This window comes from Pseudomonas sp. RIT357 (assembly GCF_000632245.1).
Taxonomy (GTDB): Bacteria; Pseudomonadota; Gammaproteobacteria; order Pseudomonadales; family Pseudomonadaceae; genus Aquipseudomonas; species Aquipseudomonas sivasensis.
In genome coordinates this window covers 125,810-144,427 of record NZ_JFYX01000023.1, presented here as the reverse complement: position 1 = coordinate 144,427, position 18,618 = coordinate 125,810, and the positions used below count along the sequence as shown (strand labels likewise).

General features: G+C 60.3%; 12 protein-coding genes. 6 read left to right on the top strand and 6 right to left on the bottom strand.

Annotated elements, in window-relative coordinates:
- Positions 1-39 precede the first annotated feature (39 nt).
- The 4 genes from ligA to BW43_RS11980 form a co-directional block, all read right to left on the bottom strand.
- The gene (gene ligA, locus BW43_RS11965; RefSeq protein WP_032887635.1) at positions 40-2,409 is read right to left on the bottom strand and encodes an NAD-dependent DNA ligase LigA; all 2,370 of its coding nucleotides are present in this window, start codon (positions 2,407-2,409) and stop codon (positions 40-42) included.
- A gap of 87 nt (positions 2,410-2,496) precedes the next feature.
- Positions 2,497-3,360, bottom strand: coding sequence for a cell division protein ZipA (zipA, locus tag BW43_RS11970; protein WP_032887633.1), 864 nt, complete (start codon positions 3,358-3,360; stop codon positions 2,497-2,499).
- A gap of 258 nt (positions 3,361-3,618) precedes the next feature.
- Positions 3,619-7,107 (bottom strand): chromosome segregation protein SMC, encoded by a 3,489-nt coding sequence (gene smc / locus BW43_RS11975; protein WP_032887631.1) that lies wholly within the window; start codon positions 7,105-7,107, stop codon positions 3,619-3,621.
- Positions 7,108-7,109: 2 nt separating this feature from the next.
- Entirely contained in the window at positions 7,110-7,769 is a 660-nt protein-coding gene (locus BW43_RS11980) for a GntR family transcriptional regulator (RefSeq protein WP_032887629.1), read from the bottom strand.
- 280 nt (positions 7,770-8,049) lie between these two features.
- Between BW43_RS11980 and xdhA the strand changes: the two genes are divergently transcribed.
- From xdhA to guaD, 4 genes are all read left to right on the top strand, one after another.
- Entirely contained in the window at positions 8,050-9,498 is a 1,449-nt protein-coding gene (gene xdhA, locus BW43_RS11985; protein ID WP_032887628.1) for a xanthine dehydrogenase small subunit, read from the top strand.
- Positions 9,491-11,890 (top strand): xanthine dehydrogenase molybdopterin binding subunit, encoded by a 2,400-nt coding sequence (gene xdhB / locus BW43_RS11990; RefSeq protein WP_032887626.1) that lies wholly within the window; start codon positions 9,491-9,493, stop codon positions 11,888-11,890. The genes xdhA and xdhB overlap by 8 nt, the downstream gene beginning before the upstream one ends.
- Before the next feature lie 123 nt (positions 11,891-12,013).
- A complete protein-coding gene (gene xdhC / locus BW43_RS11995; RefSeq protein ID WP_032887624.1) occupies positions 12,014-12,856 on the top strand; it encodes a xanthine dehydrogenase accessory protein XdhC in 843 nt (280 codons plus the stop codon).
- A gap of 7 nt (positions 12,857-12,863) precedes the next feature.
- A complete protein-coding gene (gene guaD, locus BW43_RS12000; RefSeq protein WP_032887622.1) occupies positions 12,864-14,168 on the top strand; it encodes a guanine deaminase in 1,305 nt (434 codons plus the stop codon).
- A 138-nt stretch (positions 14,169-14,306) separates the two neighbouring features.
- On the opposite strand, the gene BW43_RS12005 is transcribed toward guaD, so the two are convergent.
- A complete protein-coding gene (locus BW43_RS12005) occupies positions 14,307-15,071 on the bottom strand; it encodes a GntR family transcriptional regulator (RefSeq protein WP_017134778.1) in 765 nt (254 codons plus the stop codon).
- Positions 15,072-15,297: 226 nt separating this feature from the next.
- Between BW43_RS12005 and BW43_RS12010 the strand changes: the two genes are divergently transcribed.
- Complete coding sequence (locus BW43_RS12010; protein WP_032887620.1) at positions 15,298-16,488, top strand: benzoate/H(+) symporter BenE family transporter; 1,191 nt, start codon at positions 15,298-15,300, stop codon at positions 16,486-16,488.
- 37 nt (positions 16,489-16,525) lie between these two features.
- Here BW43_RS12010 and BW43_RS12015 read toward each other — a convergent pair whose 3' ends face one another.
- Complete coding sequence (locus BW43_RS12015; RefSeq protein ID WP_016979277.1) at positions 16,526-16,870, bottom strand: YggL family protein; 345 nt, start codon at positions 16,868-16,870, stop codon at positions 16,526-16,528.
- A 238-nt stretch (positions 16,871-17,108) separates the two neighbouring features.
- Here BW43_RS12015 and dacB point away from each other — a divergent pair, with 238 nt between their 5' ends.
- On the top strand, positions 17,109-18,569 hold the full coding sequence (dacB, locus tag BW43_RS12020; RefSeq protein WP_032887618.1) for a D-alanyl-D-alanine carboxypeptidase/D-alanyl-D-alanine-endopeptidase: 1,461 nt from the start codon (positions 17,109-17,111) through the stop codon (positions 18,567-18,569).
- Positions 18,570-18,618 lie beyond the last annotated feature (49 nt).

The following is an 18,618-nucleotide window of genomic DNA, read 5'->3' as shown; positions in this document are numbered from 1 at the left end:
CGCGCGATCGCCGGCCAGCCGGACGCCTACAGGTGAGGGTCAACTGACTGGAATGTTGTGCGTGGCGAGAAAGGCCACGAAGGCCTCTTCGTCCAGCACCTTCAAGCCTAACTCGCTGGCCTTTGCCAGTTTCGAACCAGCACCCGGCCCGGCCACCACGCAGTGGGTTTTCGCCGAGACGGAACCGGCCACCTTGGCACCGAGGCTTTCGAGCTTCTCCTTGGCCACGTCGCGACTCATAAGCTCCAGGGAGCCAGTGAGTACCCACGTGTGTCCGGCTTCAGGCAAGCCTTCTACGACCTTTTTCTCGCTTTGCCAGTGCATGCCGAAGTCCTTGAGCTGCTGCTCAATGGCCAAGGCGTGCTGGGCGTTGTCCGGGTTGTCGAAGAAGTCGCGCACGGCCTTGGCCTGCTTTTCGGGCAGCGCCTGGCGCATGTCCAGCCAGTCAGCCTTGATCACGCCTTCCAGGCTGCCGAACTTGTCCGCCAGCTTCTGCGCAGCGCCTGGGCCCACGGACGGTACGTGCAGCTTGTCGAGCAAGCCGCCCAAGGTGGTGCTAGCGGCGAACTCGGCGCTGAGGTCGCCCTGATCCTGCAATTGCAGGCCGCACTTCTCAGGCGACAGCAGTGCGCCAATCACTTCTTGGTTATGACTGTCTTCAAAGAAGCTGTGGATCTCGTGCGCCACTTCAAGGCCCACGTCGGGCAAGTACGTCAGCACCGGCGGCAACGCCTGCTGCACGCGCTCAAGGGACCCCAGCGAGCGTGCCAGCACTTTGGCGGTCTCCTCGCCCACGTCGGGGATGCCGAGCGCGTAGATAAAACGCGCGAGGGTCGGCGTCTTGCTGTTCTCGATGGCGGCGATCAGCTTCTTGCTGGAGATGTCGGCGAAGCCTTCCAGGTCGATGATCTGCTCGTACTTGAGCGTGTAGAGGTCGGCTGGCGAACCGATGAGTTTTTCATCCACCAGTTGCTCGATGGTCTTGTCACCCAGCCCATCAATGTCCATGGCCCGGCGCGAGACAAAATGAATGATCGCCTGCTTGAGCTGAGCGCCACAGGCCAGGCGCCCGACGCAGCGGTACACGGCGCCTTCGCTGACGGTTTCCTTGCCCTTGCTGCGCTTGACCAGTTGAGTGCGCTCCACGTGCGAGCCGCACACCGGGCAGCTCTCGGGAACCGGTACCGCGCGGGCGTCGGCCGGACGTCGCTCAAGCACTACGGACACCACTTGAGGGATCACATCCCCGGCGCGCCGGATGATCACGGTGTCGCCAATCATGACGCCCAGACGCGCCACTTCATCCATGTTGTGCAAGGTGGCGTTGGACACAGTCACACCCGCGACCTTGACGGGCTTCAGACGCGCTACCGGGGTGACAGCGCCGGTGCGGCCGACCTGAAATTCAACGTCGAGCAGCTCAGTGAGTTCTTCCATCGCCGGGAATTTGTGGGCGATGGCCCAGCGCGGCTCACGGGCGCGGAAGCCCAATTCACGCTGAGCAGCAATGCTGTTGACCTTGAAGACAACACCGTCGATCTCATAGGGCAGGCTGTTACGCCGCTCGCCGATATCGCGGTAGTAATCGAGGCAATCCTGAATACCCTTGGCCAGCTTCAGTTCATGACTGATGGGCATGCCCCATTTTTGCAACTGCTGCAGGTTCCCGATGTGGGTATCGCTGATGTCAGCAGTTACCTGGCCAATGCCATAACAGCAGAATTCAAGCGGGCGGCTGGCGGTGATTTTCGAATCCAACTGACGCAGACTGCCGGCGGCGGCATTGCGCGGGTTGGCGAAGGTCTTGCCGCCGACTTCCAGTTGCGAGGCATTGAGCCGTTCGAAGCCGGCCTTGGACATAAAGACTTCGCCACGCACCTCCAAGGTCGCCGGCCAGCCGCTGCCGTGCAGTTTCAAAGGGATATTGCGCACGGTGCGCACGTTGACGCTGATGTCTTCGCCAGTGGTACCGTCACCTCGGGTGGCGCCGCGCACCAACTCACCGTCCTGATACAGCAGGCTGACCGCCAGGCCGTCCAGTTTGGGTTCGCAGCTGTACTCCACCTCGGCACCAGCGCCAAAAAGGTCGCCCACCGGCAGGTCGAGGCCTTCAGTCACCCGGCGATCAAACTCCAACATCGTGGTTTCATCAAAGGCGTTGCCCAGGCTGAGCATCGGGATCTCGTGCTTGACCTGAGTGAACGCCGACAACGCCGCGCTGCCCACCCGCTGCGTCGGCGAATCCCGCGTGATCAGTTCCGGATGCTCAGCTTCCAGAGCCTTGAGCTCGTGGAACAGCCGATCGTACTCGGCGTCCGGAATACTCGGCTCGTCGAGGACGTGGTAACGGTAGTTGTGCTGATCCAGTTCAGCGCGCAGTTCGAGGATGCGGGTGTGGGCGGCGGTCATGGGTGTTCTCTCATAAAGCAAAAGAGCAGCCGAAGCTGCTCAAATGTTGGTGCGCTTAATTCTATCGACAACGCTTGAAGCCAAACCTCAGCGTTTCTGTGTCAGGGCGCGACGCTCGAATTCGACGATGCGCTGACGGTAGTGTTCGATGGTCTGGGCAGTCAGGACGCTACGTTGGTCGTCCTTCAGTTCGCCGTTCAACTCCTGGGAGAGCTTGCGGGCTGCAGCCACCATCACATCGAACGCTTGTTTCGGGTGACGCGGGCCTGGCAGGCCAAGGAAGAAGCTCACCGCTGGAGTGCTGAACAGGTCGATGTCGTCCAGGTCGAAGGTGCCGGGCTTGACTGCGTTGGCCATGGAGAACAGCACTTCGCCGTTGCCTGCCATGCTTTCGTGGCGATGGAAAATATCCATCTCGCCAAAGCGCAGGCCGCTTTCGAGGATGTTCTGCAACAGGGCCGGGCCTTTGAAGCCGGCGGCGTCGCGGCAGATCACGCTGATCACCAGCACTTCTTCAGCAGCAGGCTGATCGTTAACCGATTGGCGCGGCGCGTTCTTGCCAACGTTTTCGTCCGGGAAGTCATCGTCACGGCTGCTGAAACTCGGGCCTTCGTCGACGTCGAGGTTCAGGTCGCCCTGATGGGGCTCGGCCACGGCGGCATTGGCGCGCTTGCCACGTTTGGAAGACGGTTCACGGGCTTCACGCAACGGCGCGCTCATCGACGGCAAGTCGTGCTCGTCCAGTTGCGGCTCTTTATGCGTGTCCAGCACACGGGGCGGCCCCAGCAGCTCGGCGCTGCCGTCGTCGTCAGGCAAGTTGGACAGGTTGCGGTCCAGACGGAATTTGAGCTTGCCCTTGCCACCGCGCATGCGGCGCCAGCCATCAAAAAGAATACCGGCAATGACAATAATGCCGATGACGATCAGCCACTCGCGCAGACCGATTTCCATGTAATCCCGTGCCTCTAATAAAAAATGCTGAAAAATAAGGGGTTTAGCACCGTGCAAACCGCTTTAAAACGTGGCGCCAACTCTATGTTCTGACTGACGTTTTGCCCACGCACACGAAAAATTGACATTAAACTAGCACGACCAAAGATAACTTTACACCGTCTGTCAAAATGCCTTGAACAAATATGTCCATTTGCCACTTTCACTTGACCGGTAAATCACCTGACATCGCATGAAAACTATCTCTCATGGCGCAGCTCAGGATTCCACCATCGCCATCGCTTCTTCGACATCCACTGCGACCAAACGCGAACAGCCCGGTTCATGCATCGTCACCCCCATCAACTGATCAGCCATTTCCATGGCGATCTTGTTGTGGGTGATATAGATGAACTGCACGGTCTGGGACATCTCTTTGACCAGTCGTGCATAGCGTCCAACGTTAGCGTCATCCAATGGGGCGTCAACTTCGTCGAGCATACAGAACGGCGCCGGATTCAATTTGAAGATGGCAAATACCAGGGCCAATGCGGTCAGGGCTTTTTCGCCGCCGGACAACAAATGAATGGTGCTGTTCTTCTTGCCTGGAGGCCGCGCCATGATCGTTACCCCTGTATCGAGTAGATCTTCGCCCGTCAGTTCCAAGTAAGCGCTGCCACCGCCGAAAACTTTCGGGAATAACGCCTGTAAACCGCTATTAATCTGATCAAAGGTATCTTTGAAGCGATTACGGGTTTCCTTGTCGATCTTGCGGATCACGTTTTCTAACGTATCCAGGGCTTCGACCAGGTCGGCGTCCTGGGCATCCAAATAACGTTTACGCTCGGACTGCTGCTGATATTCATCGATGGCCGCGAGGTTGATCGCGCCCAGGCGTTGGATACGTGCAGCAATCCGCTCAAGTTCTTCCTCGGCTTCTTTCTCGTTGGCCTGGGAGGTCAGGGTGTTGAGCACGCCGTGCAGGTCGTAGCCGTCTTCCAGCAATTGGTCTTGCAAGGTTTTGCGGCGCACGGTCAAGGCTTGCCATTCCATACGCTGTTGTTCGAGTTGGCCGCGAATCAATTGGGATTGCTGCTCGGCCTGGGTTCGGCGTTTTTCCGCGTCGCGCAATTCGCGGTCGGCGTCTTCCAGGGCGATCTGCGCAGTCTTGAGTTCTTCGTCGACGGTCATGCGCTTGTCGAGCAATTCTTCGAGCTTGAGGCGCAGCTCTTCCAACGGCGCTTCGCCCTCCTCCAGATTGAGGCTCAGTTGCTCGCGCTTTTCGGTGAGGCGTTCGGATTGCATCTCCAGGCGTTCAAGGGCCTGGCGTGTGGAATCATGCTGGGCGCGCAGCGAGCCGAGGCGTACCGCCAATTGGTGCGCGTGATCCTTGTGCTGCCGGGCTTCCTGGCGCACGCGGTCAAGGCGTTCGCGCAAGCTGTCGCGCTGGGCCAGTAGCAGTTCGCGCTGCTCGGTATCGAGGGCCATGCTGTCGAGCGCCTCCTGCAGGTGCAGGCGCGCTTCGCCGATCTGTTCATGTTCCAGGGCGCGTTGCTCGCCCATCTCGGCGACTTCTTCATCAAGACGGGTACGGCGCAGGGTCAGTTGTTCGGCCTTGGCTTTGCTCGCCGACAGTTGCGCCTTCAACTCGCCTTGCTGACGCGCTTCGTCCTGCAACAGACGGCGCAGGTGTTCGCGGCCGGTCTCTTGCTGGCGCTGGGTGGCGCGCAGGGTTTGCAGTTCGGTTTCCAGGCTTTCGAGGGTGGCTTCACGCTCTTCGCGCTCAGCGATCAGGTTGACGATTTCCTGGCCACGGGCCAGAACGCCACTTTCCGCTTCACTGGCGCGGCGAACCCGCAAAAAGTGCCGGCCGACCCAATAGCCATCGCGGCTGATCAGGCTTTCGCCGGCTGCCAATTGACCGCGCTGGGCCAGGGCCTGCTCCAGGGAATCCACCGGTTTGACTTGGCCCAACCACGGCGACAGGTCAATGGCGGCCTCGACCTTATCCAGCAGGCTGCCCGGCACCCGCGCACCATCGGCGGCGGGGCTGAGCAAACGCAGATCGCCTTGGGCAAACCCGGCCAGGTCGAAACCGCCAAAGTCATCCACCAGCACTGCTTGAAGATCGGCACCGAGCACGGTTTCCACTGCCAACTCCCAGCCGGCTTCGACCTTCAGGCCTTCCGCCAAGCGTGGCCGCTCGGCCAAATGCTGGTCGCGCAGCCATTCGGCGGTGCCGGTACCTGGGTCCAACGCAGCTTGCTGCAAGGCTTCAAGGGATGCCAGCCGACCATTGAGCCGCTGCAAATCGCCCTGTGCCTGCTGCTGGGCCTGGGTCGCCTGTTGCAACTGCTGACGCAATTGTTCAAGGCGCTCTACTTGCTGTTCTTCGCTAGCTTCCAGCTCTTCCAGCGTCATTTCGCTTTCGGCCAGTTGCTCGCTGAGGTCCATGATCGCGGCGTCTTCCGGATCAGCGGCGAGCAATACGCGCTCTTCCTGCAAGCGGCGCTGGCGCTCGGCCAGTCGCTCCATGCTGGTTTCCAGCTGCTGGATGCGCGACTGCTGCACCTCGGCCTGGCGACGCGGCTCGGCGGATTGCAGGTTGAAAGCGTCCCACTGCTCCTGCCAGCCATGCATGGTGGTTTCAGATTCTTCCAGGGCGGCGGCGGCTTCTTCGGCGGCGGCGCTGGTGATTTCCTGCTCTGGGGTGAGCATGTCCAGCTCTTCGCCCAGGGTCAGCAGCAAGGTGCGGTCATGGCCCAGGTGAGATTCGGTCTCCAGACGCGCGCGTTCGGCTTCCTTCAGATCGTCCTGCAATTGGCGCAGGCGCTGCTGGCCGTGCTGGATGCTCTGCTCGACACGGGCGATGTCGCCGCCTACCGAATAGAAGCGGCCTTGCACCAGATTGAAGCGTTCGGACAGATCATGGTGCCCGTCGCGCAGACGCTCGATGCTGGCGTCGGCGTTACGCTGCTCCGCCACCAAGGCTTCAAAACTGATTTCCTGGGTACCGATGATCGCTTCGCGCTGCCCCACTTGCTCATTCAGCGCCTGCCAGCGCAGGGCCGAGAGTTGTGCCTTGAGCTGGCGTTCTTCGCCCTTGTATTCCTGGTATTTCTCGGCCGCCTGGGCCTGGCGGTGCAGGCGCTCCAACTGGCGCTCCAGCTCGTCGCGCAGGTCGGTGAGGCGGGCAAGGTTTTCGTGGGTACGGCGGATGCGGTTTTCGGTTTCGCGGCGGCGCTCTTTGTACTTGGAGATGCCGGCCGCTTCTTCAATAAAGTTACGCAGGTCTTCGGGCTTGGCTTCGATCAGCTTGGAGATCATGCCCTGCTCAATGATCGAGTAGCTGCGCGGGCCCAGGCCGGTGCCAAGGAAAATATCGGTGATGTCACGTCGACGGCACTTGGTGCCGTTGAGGAAGTAGCTGTTCTGGCTGTCGCGCGTGACTTTGCGGCGGATGGAAATTTCCGCGTAGGCCGCGTACTCGCCGATCAAGGTGCCATCGGAGTTGTCGAATACCAACTCGATACTGGCCTGGCTCACCGGCTTGCGGCTGGTGGAGCCGTTGAAGATGACGTCGGTCATCGACTCGCCGCGCAGGTTTTTTGCCGAGCTCTCGCCCATCACCCAACGGACGGCGTCGATGATGTTCGACTTGCCGCAACCATTGGGCCCGACCACCGCCGCCATGTTACTGGGGAAGTTCACCGTGGTCGGGTCGACGAAGGATTTGAACCCCGCCAGTTTGATGCACTTGAGCCGCACGCTTAGCCGTCCGCCAACGCTGCGATGACCAACGAGCTGCTGCGCTGGCAGTAGGCCGACAGCACCAGGCGAATCTGAGGCACGTCACGGGCCAGTACGGCGGCGAGCAGTTGCTCGAACAGCGCCAGGTACTCGCTCATGGAGGCCTTGCGCTGATCCAGGGCCAGGTAATAAGCGCGGTTCATCGCCGGTTGCAGGTTCTCGACGGTTTCCTGCAGGTACGGGTTGTTGGCAAAGGGGTACGCGGCGCGCATCACGTTAAAGCATTCTTCGACGAAGGCGCGGATGTCCTCACGCTCGAAATTGGTCACCAGGCGCTGCTGGATCTGCACGAACGGCGCCATGTCGGCCTGGGTCTGCCAGCCTTCGGCGACGGCATTGCCGAGCAGGATGTACAGCTCGCTCATCAGCGTGCACAGGCTCTGCACCTTGTGTGCGGTGAGCTCGGTCACGTGGGCGCCACGGCGCGGCAGGATCGCGATGAGGTGGCGCCGTTCGAGGATCAGCAAGGCTTCGCGCACGGAACCACGGCTGACATTGAGTGCCAGCGTGACTTTCTGTTCCTGGATGCGCTCACCAGGCTTGAGATCGCCGCGAATAATGCGTTCGGCGAGGTGGTGAGCGATTTGCTCGGCGAGACTGTCCGGCGCCTTGAACGTCATGTTTTCCCTTCAAAATCTTCTATCGGTACAAGCGCGGCAGTGTAGCGCATTGGCTGGCTGATGGCGCTACGCCCACCGTGGCGAATTTGGCATGAAATAAGCAGCGGTTGAGCAGCGTAAGCCCGCAAAAACGCCCGTTCCAAAAGACTGGACCATAATTGAGAGTGTTGCGATCGCATTTTCTTGACCTGCTGGTCAGAAAATCATTGACCGAAAAGTCAGACATGACTAGATTCGGCGAAAAGCGGTTAACAACAATAATGAGTCTGCGAGGCCTTCCGTGATCCAGTTTTTACTCAACCAGGAACTCCGTAGCGAGCACGCCCTGGACCCCAACCTGACCGTGCTCAACTATCTGCGTGAGCACGTGGGCAAATCCGGTACCAAGGAAGGCTGCGCCAGCGGCGACTGCGGTGCGTGCACCGTGGTGGTCGGCGAGCTGCATCGCGACGATCAAGGCGTCGAGCAGATTCGTTATCGCAGCCTTAACTCGTGCCTGACCTTTGTGTCGTCGCTGCACGGCAAACAACTGATCAGCGTCGAAGACCTCAAGCACCAAGGCCAACTGCACAGCGTGCAGCAAGCCATGGTTGAGTGCCACGGTTCGCAATGCGGCTTTTGCACCCCAGGGTTTGTGATGTCGCTGTTCGCCCTGCAAAAGAACAGCGACGCTCCCGACAGCCAGAAAGCCCATGAAGCCCTGGCCGGCAACCTGTGCCGCTGCACCGGCTACCGCCCGATTCTTGCGGCCGCCGAACAGGCCTGCTGCAACAAGCCCCAGGATCAGTTCGACAGCCGCCAGGCCGAGACGATTGCACGCCTCAAAGCCATCGCGCCGACCCAAACGGGCGAGCTCAACAGCGGCGACAAACGCTGCCTGGTGCCGCTGACCGTGGCCGACCTGGCCGACCTCTATGACGCCTACCCCCAAGCCCGCCTGCTGGCCGGCGGCACAGACCTGGCGCTGGAAGTCACGCAGTTTCACCGCACACTGCCAGTGATGATTTACGTCGGCAATATTGAAGAAATGAAGCGCGTCGAATCGTTCGACGACCGCCTGGAAATAGGCGCCGCCACCGCCCTCTCCGACTGCTACACCGCACTGCATCACGAATACCCGGACTTCGGTGAGCTGCTGCACCGCTTCGCCTCTCTGCAAATCCGCAACCAGGGCACGTTGGGCGGCAATATCGGTAACGCCTCACCCATCGGCGACTCACCGCCACTGCTGATCGCCCTGGGCGCGCAGATCGTGCTGTGCAAGGGCGACGTACGCCGCACTCTGGCCCTGGAAGACTACTTCATCGACTACCGCGTGACCGCCCGCCAGGACAGTGAGTTCATCGAGAAAATCATCGTACCCAAGGGCCATACGCTGTTCCGTGCGTATAAGGTTTCCAAGCGCCTGGACGATGACATTTCCGCCGTCTGCGCAGCCTTCAATCTGAAGATCGACAACGGCGTAATCCGTGAGGCACGCGTCGCGTTCGGCGGCATGGCCGCGACACCAAAACGCGCGAAAAGCTGCGAAGCCGCATTGGTCGGCGCCACTTGGAACGCCGCCACCGTGGAGAAAGCCTGCGCCGCCCTGGCCCAGGATTTCACGCCGCTGTCGGACTTCCGCGCCAGCAAGGAATATCGCCTGCTCAGCGCGCAGAACCTGCTGCGTAAATACTTCATCGAACTGCAAACGCCGCACATCGAGACTCGGGTGACCGCTTATGTCTAACCATCACGCCGTGGAAAAAACCCAGGCCGAACTCGCCGAGCTGTTCGCCCAGGACCTGACCTCCGGAGTCGGTCGCAGCGTCAAGCATGACAGCGCCGCCAAGCACGTCAGCGGTGAGGCGCAGTACATCGATGACCGCCTGGAATTCCCCAACCAGTTGCACCTGTATGCGCGCATGTCTGACCGCGCCCACGCCCGAATCATCAGCATCGACACCGCGCCCTGCTACGCCTTCGAAGGTGTGCGCATCGCTATCACTCACGAAGACGTACCGGGCCTGAAAGACATCGGCCCGCTGATGCCCGGCGACCCGCTGCTGGCCATCGACACCGTGCAGTTCGTTGGCCAAGTGGTACTGGCGGTTGCCGCCCGTGACCTGGACACCGCACGCAAAGCCGCCATGGCCGCCGTGATCGAATACGAAGACCTGGAACCGGTGCTGGACGTGGTCGAGGCCTACCGCAAAAAACACTTTGTGCTCGACAGTCATACCCATCAACGCGGCGATTCGGCAGGCGCACTGGCAACGGCGAAAAACCGTATCCAGGGCACTCTGCACATCGGCGGCCAGGAACACTTCTACCTGGAAACCCAGATCTCGTCGGTGATGCCCACCGAAGACGGTGGCATGATCGTCTACTGCTCCACACAAAACCCCACCGAAGTGCAGAAACTGGTGGCCGAAGTACTCGATGTGTCGATGAACAAAATCGTCGTCGACATGCGCCGCATGGGCGGTGGTTTCGGTGGCAAGGAAACCCAGGCCGCCAGCCCCGCCTGCCTGTGCGCAGTGGTGGCGCGCCTCACCGGCCAGCCGACCAAAATGCGCCTGCCGCGTGTGGAAGACATGCTGATGACCGGCAAGCGCCACCCCTTCTATATCGAATACGACGTGGGCTTCGACGACAGCGGCCGCCTGCACGGCATCAACCTGGAGCTGGCCGGCAACTGCGGCTGCTCGCCGGACCTGTCCAACTCGATTGTCGACCGTGCCATGTTCCACTCCGACAACTCGTATTACCTGGGCGATGCCACGGTCAACGGCCATCGCTGCAAGACCAATACCGCGTCCAACACGGCTTACCGTGGCTTCGGCGGGCCCCAAGGTATGGTCGCTATCGAAGAAGTGATGGACGCCATAGCCCGCCATCTGGCGCTGGACCCGCTGGCGGTGCGCAAGGCCAACTACTACGGCAAGACCGAGCGCAACGTCACCCACTACTACCAGACCGTCGAGCACAACATGCTCGAAGAGATGACCGCCGAACTGGAGGCCAGCAGCCAATACGCCGAGCGCCGCGAAGCGATTCGCCTGTACAACGCCCACAGCCCAATCCTGAAGAAAGGCCTGGCGCTGACACCGGTGAAGTTCGGCATCTCGTTCACCGCCAGCTTTCTGAACCAGGCCGGTGCGCTGATCCATATTTACACCGACGGCAGTATCCACCTGAACCACGGCGGCACCGAGATGGGCCAGGGTTTGAACATTAAGGTGGCGCAAGTAGTGGCCGAAGTGTTCCAGGTGGAAATCGACCGCGTGCAAATCACCGCCACCAACACCGACAAGGTGCCCAACACCTCGCCGACCGCCGCTTCCAGCGGCGCGGACCTGAACGGCAAAGCCGCGCAGAATGCCGCCGAAACCATCAAGCAACGGTTGGTGGAATTTGCGGCGCGCAAATACGACGTGAGCGAGGCGGACGTTGAATTCCACAACGGCCATGTGCGCGTGCGTGACCAGATCCTGACCTTTGAGGCACTGATCCAGCAGGCCTACTTCGCTCAGGTGTCGCTGTCGAGCACCGGCTTCTACAAGACCCCGAAAATCTTCTACGACCGCAGCCAGTCACGCGGGCGGCCGTTCTATTACTTCGCCTTCGGCGCAGCCTGCTGCGAAGTGATCGTCGACACCCTGACCGGCGAATACAAAATGCTGCGCACCGACATCCTGCATGACGTAGGCGCCTCGCTGAACCCGGCCATCGACATCGGCCAGGTGGAGGGCGGCTTTATCCAAGGCATGGGTTGGCTGACCATGGAAGAGCTGGTGTGGAACAACAAGGGCAAGCTGATGACCAACGGCCCAGCCAGCTACAAGATCCCGGCGGTGGCGGACATGCCGTTGGATCTGCGGGTGAAGCTGGTAGAAAACCGCAAAAATCCGGAAGACACGGTGTTCCATTCCAAGGCCGTGGGTGAACCGCCGTTCATGCTCGGGATTGCCTCGTGGTGCGCGATAAAGGATGCGGTGGCGAGCCTGGGTGACTATCGCCATCAGCCGAAAATCGATGCGCCAGCGACGCCGGAGCGAGTGTTGTGGGGGTGTGAGCAGATGCGCAAGTTGGCTGCTGCGAAGGTAGTTGAGGCTGATACCGAGATGGCTTCGCTCTAGACCGAGGCGCTGCCGTCGGGGGCAAGCCCCACTCCCACATTTTGATCTGTGATTACTTTCAAATGTGGGAGGGGGCTTGCCCCCGATAGCGGCCTGACTGACAACAGTAATGTTGAGGTAAACATGAACAACTGGATCAGCGCCCTCGCCGACCTGCAAAACAGAGGCGAACCCTGCGTACTGGTGACCATCATCGAAGAGCTCGGCTCCACGCCGCGCAATGCTGGTTCGAAGATGGTGATCAGCGCCGCGCAGACCTTCGACACCATCGGTGGCGGGCACCTGGAATACAAGGCCATGCAGATCGCCCGCGACATGCTCGCGCGCGGCCAGCAAAACACTCATTTGGAGCGCTTCAGCCTCGGCGCCAGCCTGGGCCAGTGCTGCGGTGGCGTCACCGTGTTGCTGTTTGAACCCATGGGCCAGGTGCAGGCGCAGATTGCGGTATTCGGCGCAGGTCACGTCGGCCGCGCGCTGGTGCCCTTGCTGGCGAGCCTGCCGTGCCGGGTACGCTGGATCGATTCCCGCGATCAGGAGTTCCCGGAACATATCCCCCAGGGCGTGCGTAAAATCGTCAGCGAAGAACCGGTCGACGAAATTGCTGACTTGCCGGCGGGCAGTTATTGCATCGTCATGACCCACAATCACGCGCTGGACCTGGAACTCACCGCCGCCCTGCTCAAGCGCAATGACTTCGCCTACTTCGGCCTGATTGGCTCCAAGACTAAGCGCGTCAAGTTTGAACACCGCCTGCGTGACCGTGGCTTCGACGCCGCGCAGTTGCAACGCATGCGCTGCCCCATGGGCCTCACCGAGGTGAAGGGCAAATTACCGGTAGAAATCGCCATCTCCATCGCGGGCGAAATCATCGCCACCTATAACGCTAATTTCGGCCAGTACACCGCGAGCGCCGAACCCATTGCCAAATTGCTGCCGGTGTCACGCCGCAGCCAAGCCACGAATTGAGATAACCATGCCTTTGACTCGCAAAGCCTACCGTGCCGCCATCCTGCACAGCATCGCCGACCCCGCCATCGTTGGGATCGAAGCGTCCTATGAGTATTTCGAAGACGGCCTGCTGGTGATCGACAACGGCCAGATCAGCGCTGTCGGCCATGCTGGCGACCTGCTGCCGACCCTGCCGGCCGACATCGAAGTCACCCATTACCAGGACGCGCTGATCACCCCAGGCCTGATCGACACCCATATCCACCTGCCGCAGACCGGCATGGTCGGTGCTTATGGCGAGCAGTTGCTGGACTGGCTCAACACCTACACCTTCCCGTGTGAAAGCCAATTTGCCGACAAGGCCCACGCCGACGAAGTCTCGGATATTTTCATCAAGGAACTGCTGCGCAACGGCACCACCACGGCGCTGGTGTTCGGCAGCGTGCATCCGCAGTCCGTGAACTCATTCTTCGAAGCGGCCGAGAAACTCGACCTGCGCATGATCGCTGGCAAAGTGATGATGGACCGCAACGCGCCGGACTACCTCACCGACACTGCCGAAACCGGCTACCAGGAAAGCAAGACGCTCATCGAGCGCTGGCACGGTAAGGGCCGTCTGCACTATGCCGTCACGCCCCGATTCGCACCGACCAGCACGCCGGAACAACTGGCATTGGCCGGGCAACTGCTGGGCGAGTACCCGGACCTGTACATGCAGACGCACATCAGTGAGAACAAGCAGGAAATCGAATGGGTGAAGGAGTTGTTCCCGGAGCGCAAAGGCTATCTGGATGTTTACGACCACTACAACCTGCTGGGCGAGCGTTCGGTATTTGCCCACGGCGTGCACCTGTGTGATGACGAGTGCGCGCGGCTGGCAGAGACGGGCTCGGCGGTAGCGTTCTGCCCGACGTCGAACTTCTTCCTCGGCAGTGGGTTGTTCAACCTGCCAATGGCCGAGAAGCACAAGTTGAATGTGGGCCTGGGCACTGATGTGGGCGGCGGCACCAGTTTCTCGCTGCTGCAAACGTTGAACGAAGCGTACAAGGTCATGCAACTACAAGGGGCGCGGTTGAGCCCGTTCAAATCGCTGTACCTGGCGACCCTCGGCGGAGCGCGTGCACTGCGCCTGGAGGACAAGATCGGCACGTTGCAGCCGGGCACGGATGCGGACTTTTTGGTGCTGGATTACAACGCCACGCCGTTGCTCAGCTATCGCTTGAAGCAGGCGAACAACATTGCCGAGACGTTGTTTGTGCTGATGACGCTGGGGGATGATCGGACGGTGTTACAGACCTACGCTGCCGGCCAACTCGTGCACCAACGCTGATCTCAACCGCTACACAAAACCAAACGTGGGAGGGGGCTTGCTCCCGATGGCAGTGGTTCAGTTAGTCATGTGTTAACTGATCCAGCGCTATCGGGAGCAAGCCCCCTCCCACATTTGTTTCCGGGTGAACCGAGGAAATTACAGTTTGACCGAAGAACGCCCCGGCTTTTTGGTCTGCAGCAAATGCGAAAACACCGCATGCAAATCATCCGACGCACTTTCCTCGTCGAGGTTGAGCTTGCTGTCGATGTGATCCATGTGATGCATCATCAAATTCACCGCCAGTGTCGCGTCCCGCGCTTCAATCGCGTCGATCAACTGGGTGTGCTCATCATACGAACAGTGCGAGCGGTTGCCGCTTTCGTACTGGGCGATGATCAGTGAGGTCTGGGACACCAGGCTGCGCTGGAAGCTGATCAGCGGCGCGTTCTTTGCCGCTTCGGCCAGCTTGAGGTGGAATTCGCCGGAGAGGCGGATACCCGCACCGCGATCACCACGGGAGAAACTGTCGCGCTCGTCGTTGACCATCTGGCGCAGCTCGGCCAGTTGTTCGGCGGTAGCATGCTGCACCGCCAACTCGGTGATCGCCCGCTCCACCAGACGCCGTGCCAGGAACACTTGGCGCGCCTCTTCCACGCTTGGACTCGCGACCACCGCGCCGCGATTGGGCCGCAGCAGCACGACGCCTTCATGGGCCAGGCGCGACAGTGCGCGACGAATGATGGTGCGGCTTACGCCGAAGATTTCGCCCAGTGCTTCTTCGCTCAATTTGGTGCCGGGCGCCAGGCGTTGTTCGAGGATGGCCTCGAAGATATGCGCATAGACGATATCGTCCTGGGTTCCGCTGCGACCGGCCTTGCCGGCTCGCGGTTGTTTCTTGAGAGGTTGCAACTGTTCGTTCATGGGCACTCGGGTTTGGAGAACGGCGGCGAATTAACGGTAATACGGCAAGCGAGGGTCGCTGGCAAGTATCACCTAAAAACACGGCACATTGTACACAACCCAATGCGCCAACACACTGTACGGCTGATTGCGCCGGCGGCTGTATTGCAATGAGTAGTTACGTTTGAGTTTAGGCTTGAATCTGCGCCGTCACCGGCAAATACCCAGGTAAAAGGAACACCTCTCCATGACCGAAGCCACTCAAGCGCCTTTGCGCCCGCTGGCCGACACTTCTCCATCGGCCATCGTCGCGGGTTTCATTGCGATGATGACCGGCTACACCAGTTCCCTGGTGCTGATGTTCCAAGCCGGGCAAGCCGCCGGCTTGACCACCGCGCAGATTTCCTCATGGATCTGGGCAATTTCCATCGGCATGGCGGTGTGCAGCATCGGCCTGTCCCTGCGCTATCGCACACCGATCACCATTGCCTGGTCCACGCCTGGCGCGGCGCTGTTGATCACCAGCCTGGGCGGCGTGAGTTATGGCGAAGCCATCGGTGCCTATATCACCTGTGCGGTGCTGGTGACGATCTGCGGGCTGACCGGCAGCTTTGAAAAACTGGTCAAACGCATTCCTGCCTCACTGGCGGCGGCCTTATTGGCAGGGATCCTGTTCAAGATCGGCAGCGAGATTTTCGTTGCCGCGCAGCATCGCACCGGCCTGGTGCTGGGGATGTTCTTCACGTATCTGATCATTAAGCGTCTGTCGCCACGTTATGCGGTGCTGGCCGCGCTGGTGATCGGCACCGCGCTGTCCGGGGTGATGGGGCTGTTGGATTTCAGCGGCTTCCACCTGGAAGTCGCGACGCCGGTCTGGACCACGCCGCACTTCTCACTGGCCGCGACGATCAGCATCGGCATTCCGCTGTTTGTGGTGGCAATGACTTCGCAAAACATGCCCGGCGTCGCCGTGTTGCGCGCCGACGGCTACAACGTGCCGGCATCACCACTGATCACAGCCACCGGCCTGGCCTCGCTGGTACTGGCACCTTTTGGCTCCCATGGCATCAACCTGGCGGCGATCAGCGCAGCCATCTGCACCGGGCCCCATGCCCACGAAGACCGCAACAAACGCTACACCGCGGCCGTGTGGTGCGGGGTTTTCTACGGGGTTGCAGGCGTGTTCGGCGCCACGTTGGCGGCATTGTTCGCAGCATTGCCCAAGGAGCTGGTGCTGTCGATTGCGGCATTGGCGTTGTTTGGCTCGATTATCAACGGCTTGAGTATCGCCATGAATGAGCCGAAGGAACGTGAAGCGGCGCTGATCACCTTTATGGTCACCGCGTCAGGCTTGACGTTGTTTTCCATCGGGTCGGCGTTCTGGGGGATTGTGGCGGGGGTATTGACGCTGCTGATTCTGAACTGGCGCAAGGCATAAAAAAACGGCGACCCTCAGGTCGCCGTTTTTTTCAGTATCACTTAGCCGCGTTGATCGGCTTTTCCGGATACCACACGTCCAGCAACGGGCTGACTTCAGCCTTGGTCAGCTCGGAACGGGTTTTCAGCCAGGCTTCAACAGCAGCGCGCTGCTCTTCGGAGACCGAGCCACGCTTCTGCAGGCAAACCAGACCGAAGTCATCGCCGCCGACATAGCCCAGACCGTTGGCTTCCATGGCTTCTTTAATGAATGCTTCGAGGAAAGCGTCGATAGCTTCTTCACTCAGGCCTTCGTTGAAGTCCAGGTTCAGTTCGAAACCCAGCTCTTGAAATTCATCAACGCACAGTTTTTTGCGCAGACGCTGGGAACGGTTAGTCGCCATTGGAACAATCCTCATAAGTAATAACGGGCGGCACTTTAGCAGTTTAAGGCGACGATTGCCCGACTCTCTGGGACAGGCGGCACTTTGCCTGTAAAAAAAACGCTGATTTCCAGCTATGGTTCAGCCACAAGCGCGCCCACCTTGGGGCATAATGCCGACACTTTCATGACCAATGAGGGATTTTTCCTATTTACCCCTCGCCTTTTTCACCCTCCTCAGCAGTAGGGTTTCATTTCTTATGATCAAATCTTTACGTTCAGTCTTGCTAGCCGGTCTCCTCTTGCCACTGGCCCTCAGCGCCACAGCTGCCCCAGTCAATAACACCCTCCCCCCGAATGTTCAGCAGGCCCTGGCCAAAGCCAAGCTGCAAAACACCGCGCTGTCACTGGTGATGATCCCCCTGAACGGCCCTGGTACCCCCACCGTCTTCAACGCTGACGTCTCGGTAAACCCCGCTTCCACCATGAAGCTGGTTACCACCTACGCCGCCTTGGAAATGCTCGGCCCCAACCACCAGTGGAAAACCGAGTTCTACACCGACGGCACCCTCAGCGGCGGCGTGTTGCATGGCAACCTTTACCTCAAGGGCGGCGGTGATCCCAAGCTGAACATGGAAAAACTCTGGCTGCTGATGCGCGACCTGCGCGCCAATGGCGTACAGCAAGTCACTGGCGACCTGGTGTTGGACCGTGGCTTCTTTATCCCGCCACAACTGCCGGAATTCAATGACGACGGCAACGACGAGAACAAGCCCTTCTTGGTTAAGCCCGACGCCCTGCTGGTCAACCTCAAGGCCCTGCGCTTTGTGACCCGCAACGACTCAGGCCGTGTGATCGTATCGGTGGAGCCGCCGATCGCCAGTATTCGCATCGACAATCAGGTCAAGGTTTCCAACGCCAAGCAATGCACCGGCGACGTGCGCTACAACCCGGTCACTGCCGCCGATGGCAGCGTGACGGTCACCGTCAGTGGCCAACTGGGCGACGGCTGCAGCTCCCAGACGTACCTGTCGCTGCTCGACCATGCCACCTATACCGCCGGCGCCGTGCGGGCAATCTGGCAGGAGTTGGGCGGCAGCATCCAGGGCCGTGATATCCAGGCACCCGTGCCCAAGGATGCCAAGGTGTTGGCCCGCGCATTCTCGCCGGACCTGGCGGAAATCATCCGCGACATCAACAAATACAGTAACAACACCATGGCGCAGCAGTTGTTCCTGAGCCTGGGCGCGCAGTTTCGCAACGATGCCGACGGCGACGACGCCAAGGCCGCGCAACGTGTAGTGCGTCAGTGGCTGGCGAAAAAAGGTATCACTGCACCGCATCTGGTGATGGAGAACGGCTCCGGGCTGTCCCGTGCCGAACGGGTCAGCGCCCGCGAGATGGCCGCGATGCTGCAAGCCGCCTGGAAAAGCCCTTACGCTGCCGAATACATCAGTTCGATGCCGATTGCCGGCACCGACGGCACCATGCGCAAACGCCTGAAGACCACTGCGATGCGCGGCGAAGCCCACGTCAAGACCGGCACCTTGAACACCGTACGCGCCATTGCCGGGTTCAGCCGCGACAACAACGGCAATACCTGGGCGGTGGTGGCGATTCTCAACGATCCGAAGCCATGGGGCGCTTCGTCGGTGCTGGATCAGGTGCTGCTGGACCTGTATCGCCAACCTAAATTGGCGGCTTCAGCCCCAGTACTCTGACGCTGAACTGGAGCCTGTGGTGAGCGGCTTGCCCGCTCACCACAAAGGT

Excerpts from the sequence above, each read along its gene's own strand:
- ligA (WP_032887635.1), bottom strand. The coding sequence starts at position 2,409 with ATGACCGCCGCCCACACCCGCATCCTCGAACTGCGCGCTGAACTGGAT.
- zipA (WP_032887633.1), bottom strand. The coding sequence starts at position 3,360 with ATGGAAATCGGTCTGCGCGAGTGGCTGATCGTCATCGGCATTATTGTC.
- BW43_RS11980 (WP_032887629.1), bottom strand. The coding sequence starts at position 7,769 with ATGACGTTCAAGGCGCCGGACAGTCTCGCCGAGCAAATCGCTCACCAC.
- xdhB (WP_032887626.1), top strand. The coding sequence starts at position 9,491 with ATGTCTAACCATCACGCCGTGGAAAAAACCCAGGCCGAACTCGCCGAG.
- xdhC (WP_032887624.1), top strand. The coding sequence starts at position 12,014 with ATGAACAACTGGATCAGCGCCCTCGCCGACCTGCAAAACAGAGGCGAA.
- guaD (WP_032887622.1), top strand. The coding sequence starts at position 12,864 with ATGCCTTTGACTCGCAAAGCCTACCGTGCCGCCATCCTGCACAGCATC.
- BW43_RS12005 (WP_017134778.1), bottom strand. The coding sequence starts at position 15,071 with ATGAACGAACAGTTGCAACCTCTCAAGAAACAACCGCGAGCCGGCAAG.
- BW43_RS12010 (WP_032887620.1), top strand. The coding sequence starts at position 15,298 with ATGACCGAAGCCACTCAAGCGCCTTTGCGCCCGCTGGCCGACACTTCT.
- BW43_RS12015 (WP_016979277.1), bottom strand. The coding sequence starts at position 16,870 with ATGGCGACTAACCGTTCCCAGCGTCTGCGCAAAAAACTGTGCGTTGAT.
- dacB (WP_032887618.1), top strand. The coding sequence starts at position 17,109 with ATGATCAAATCTTTACGTTCAGTCTTGCTAGCCGGTCTCCTCTTGCCA.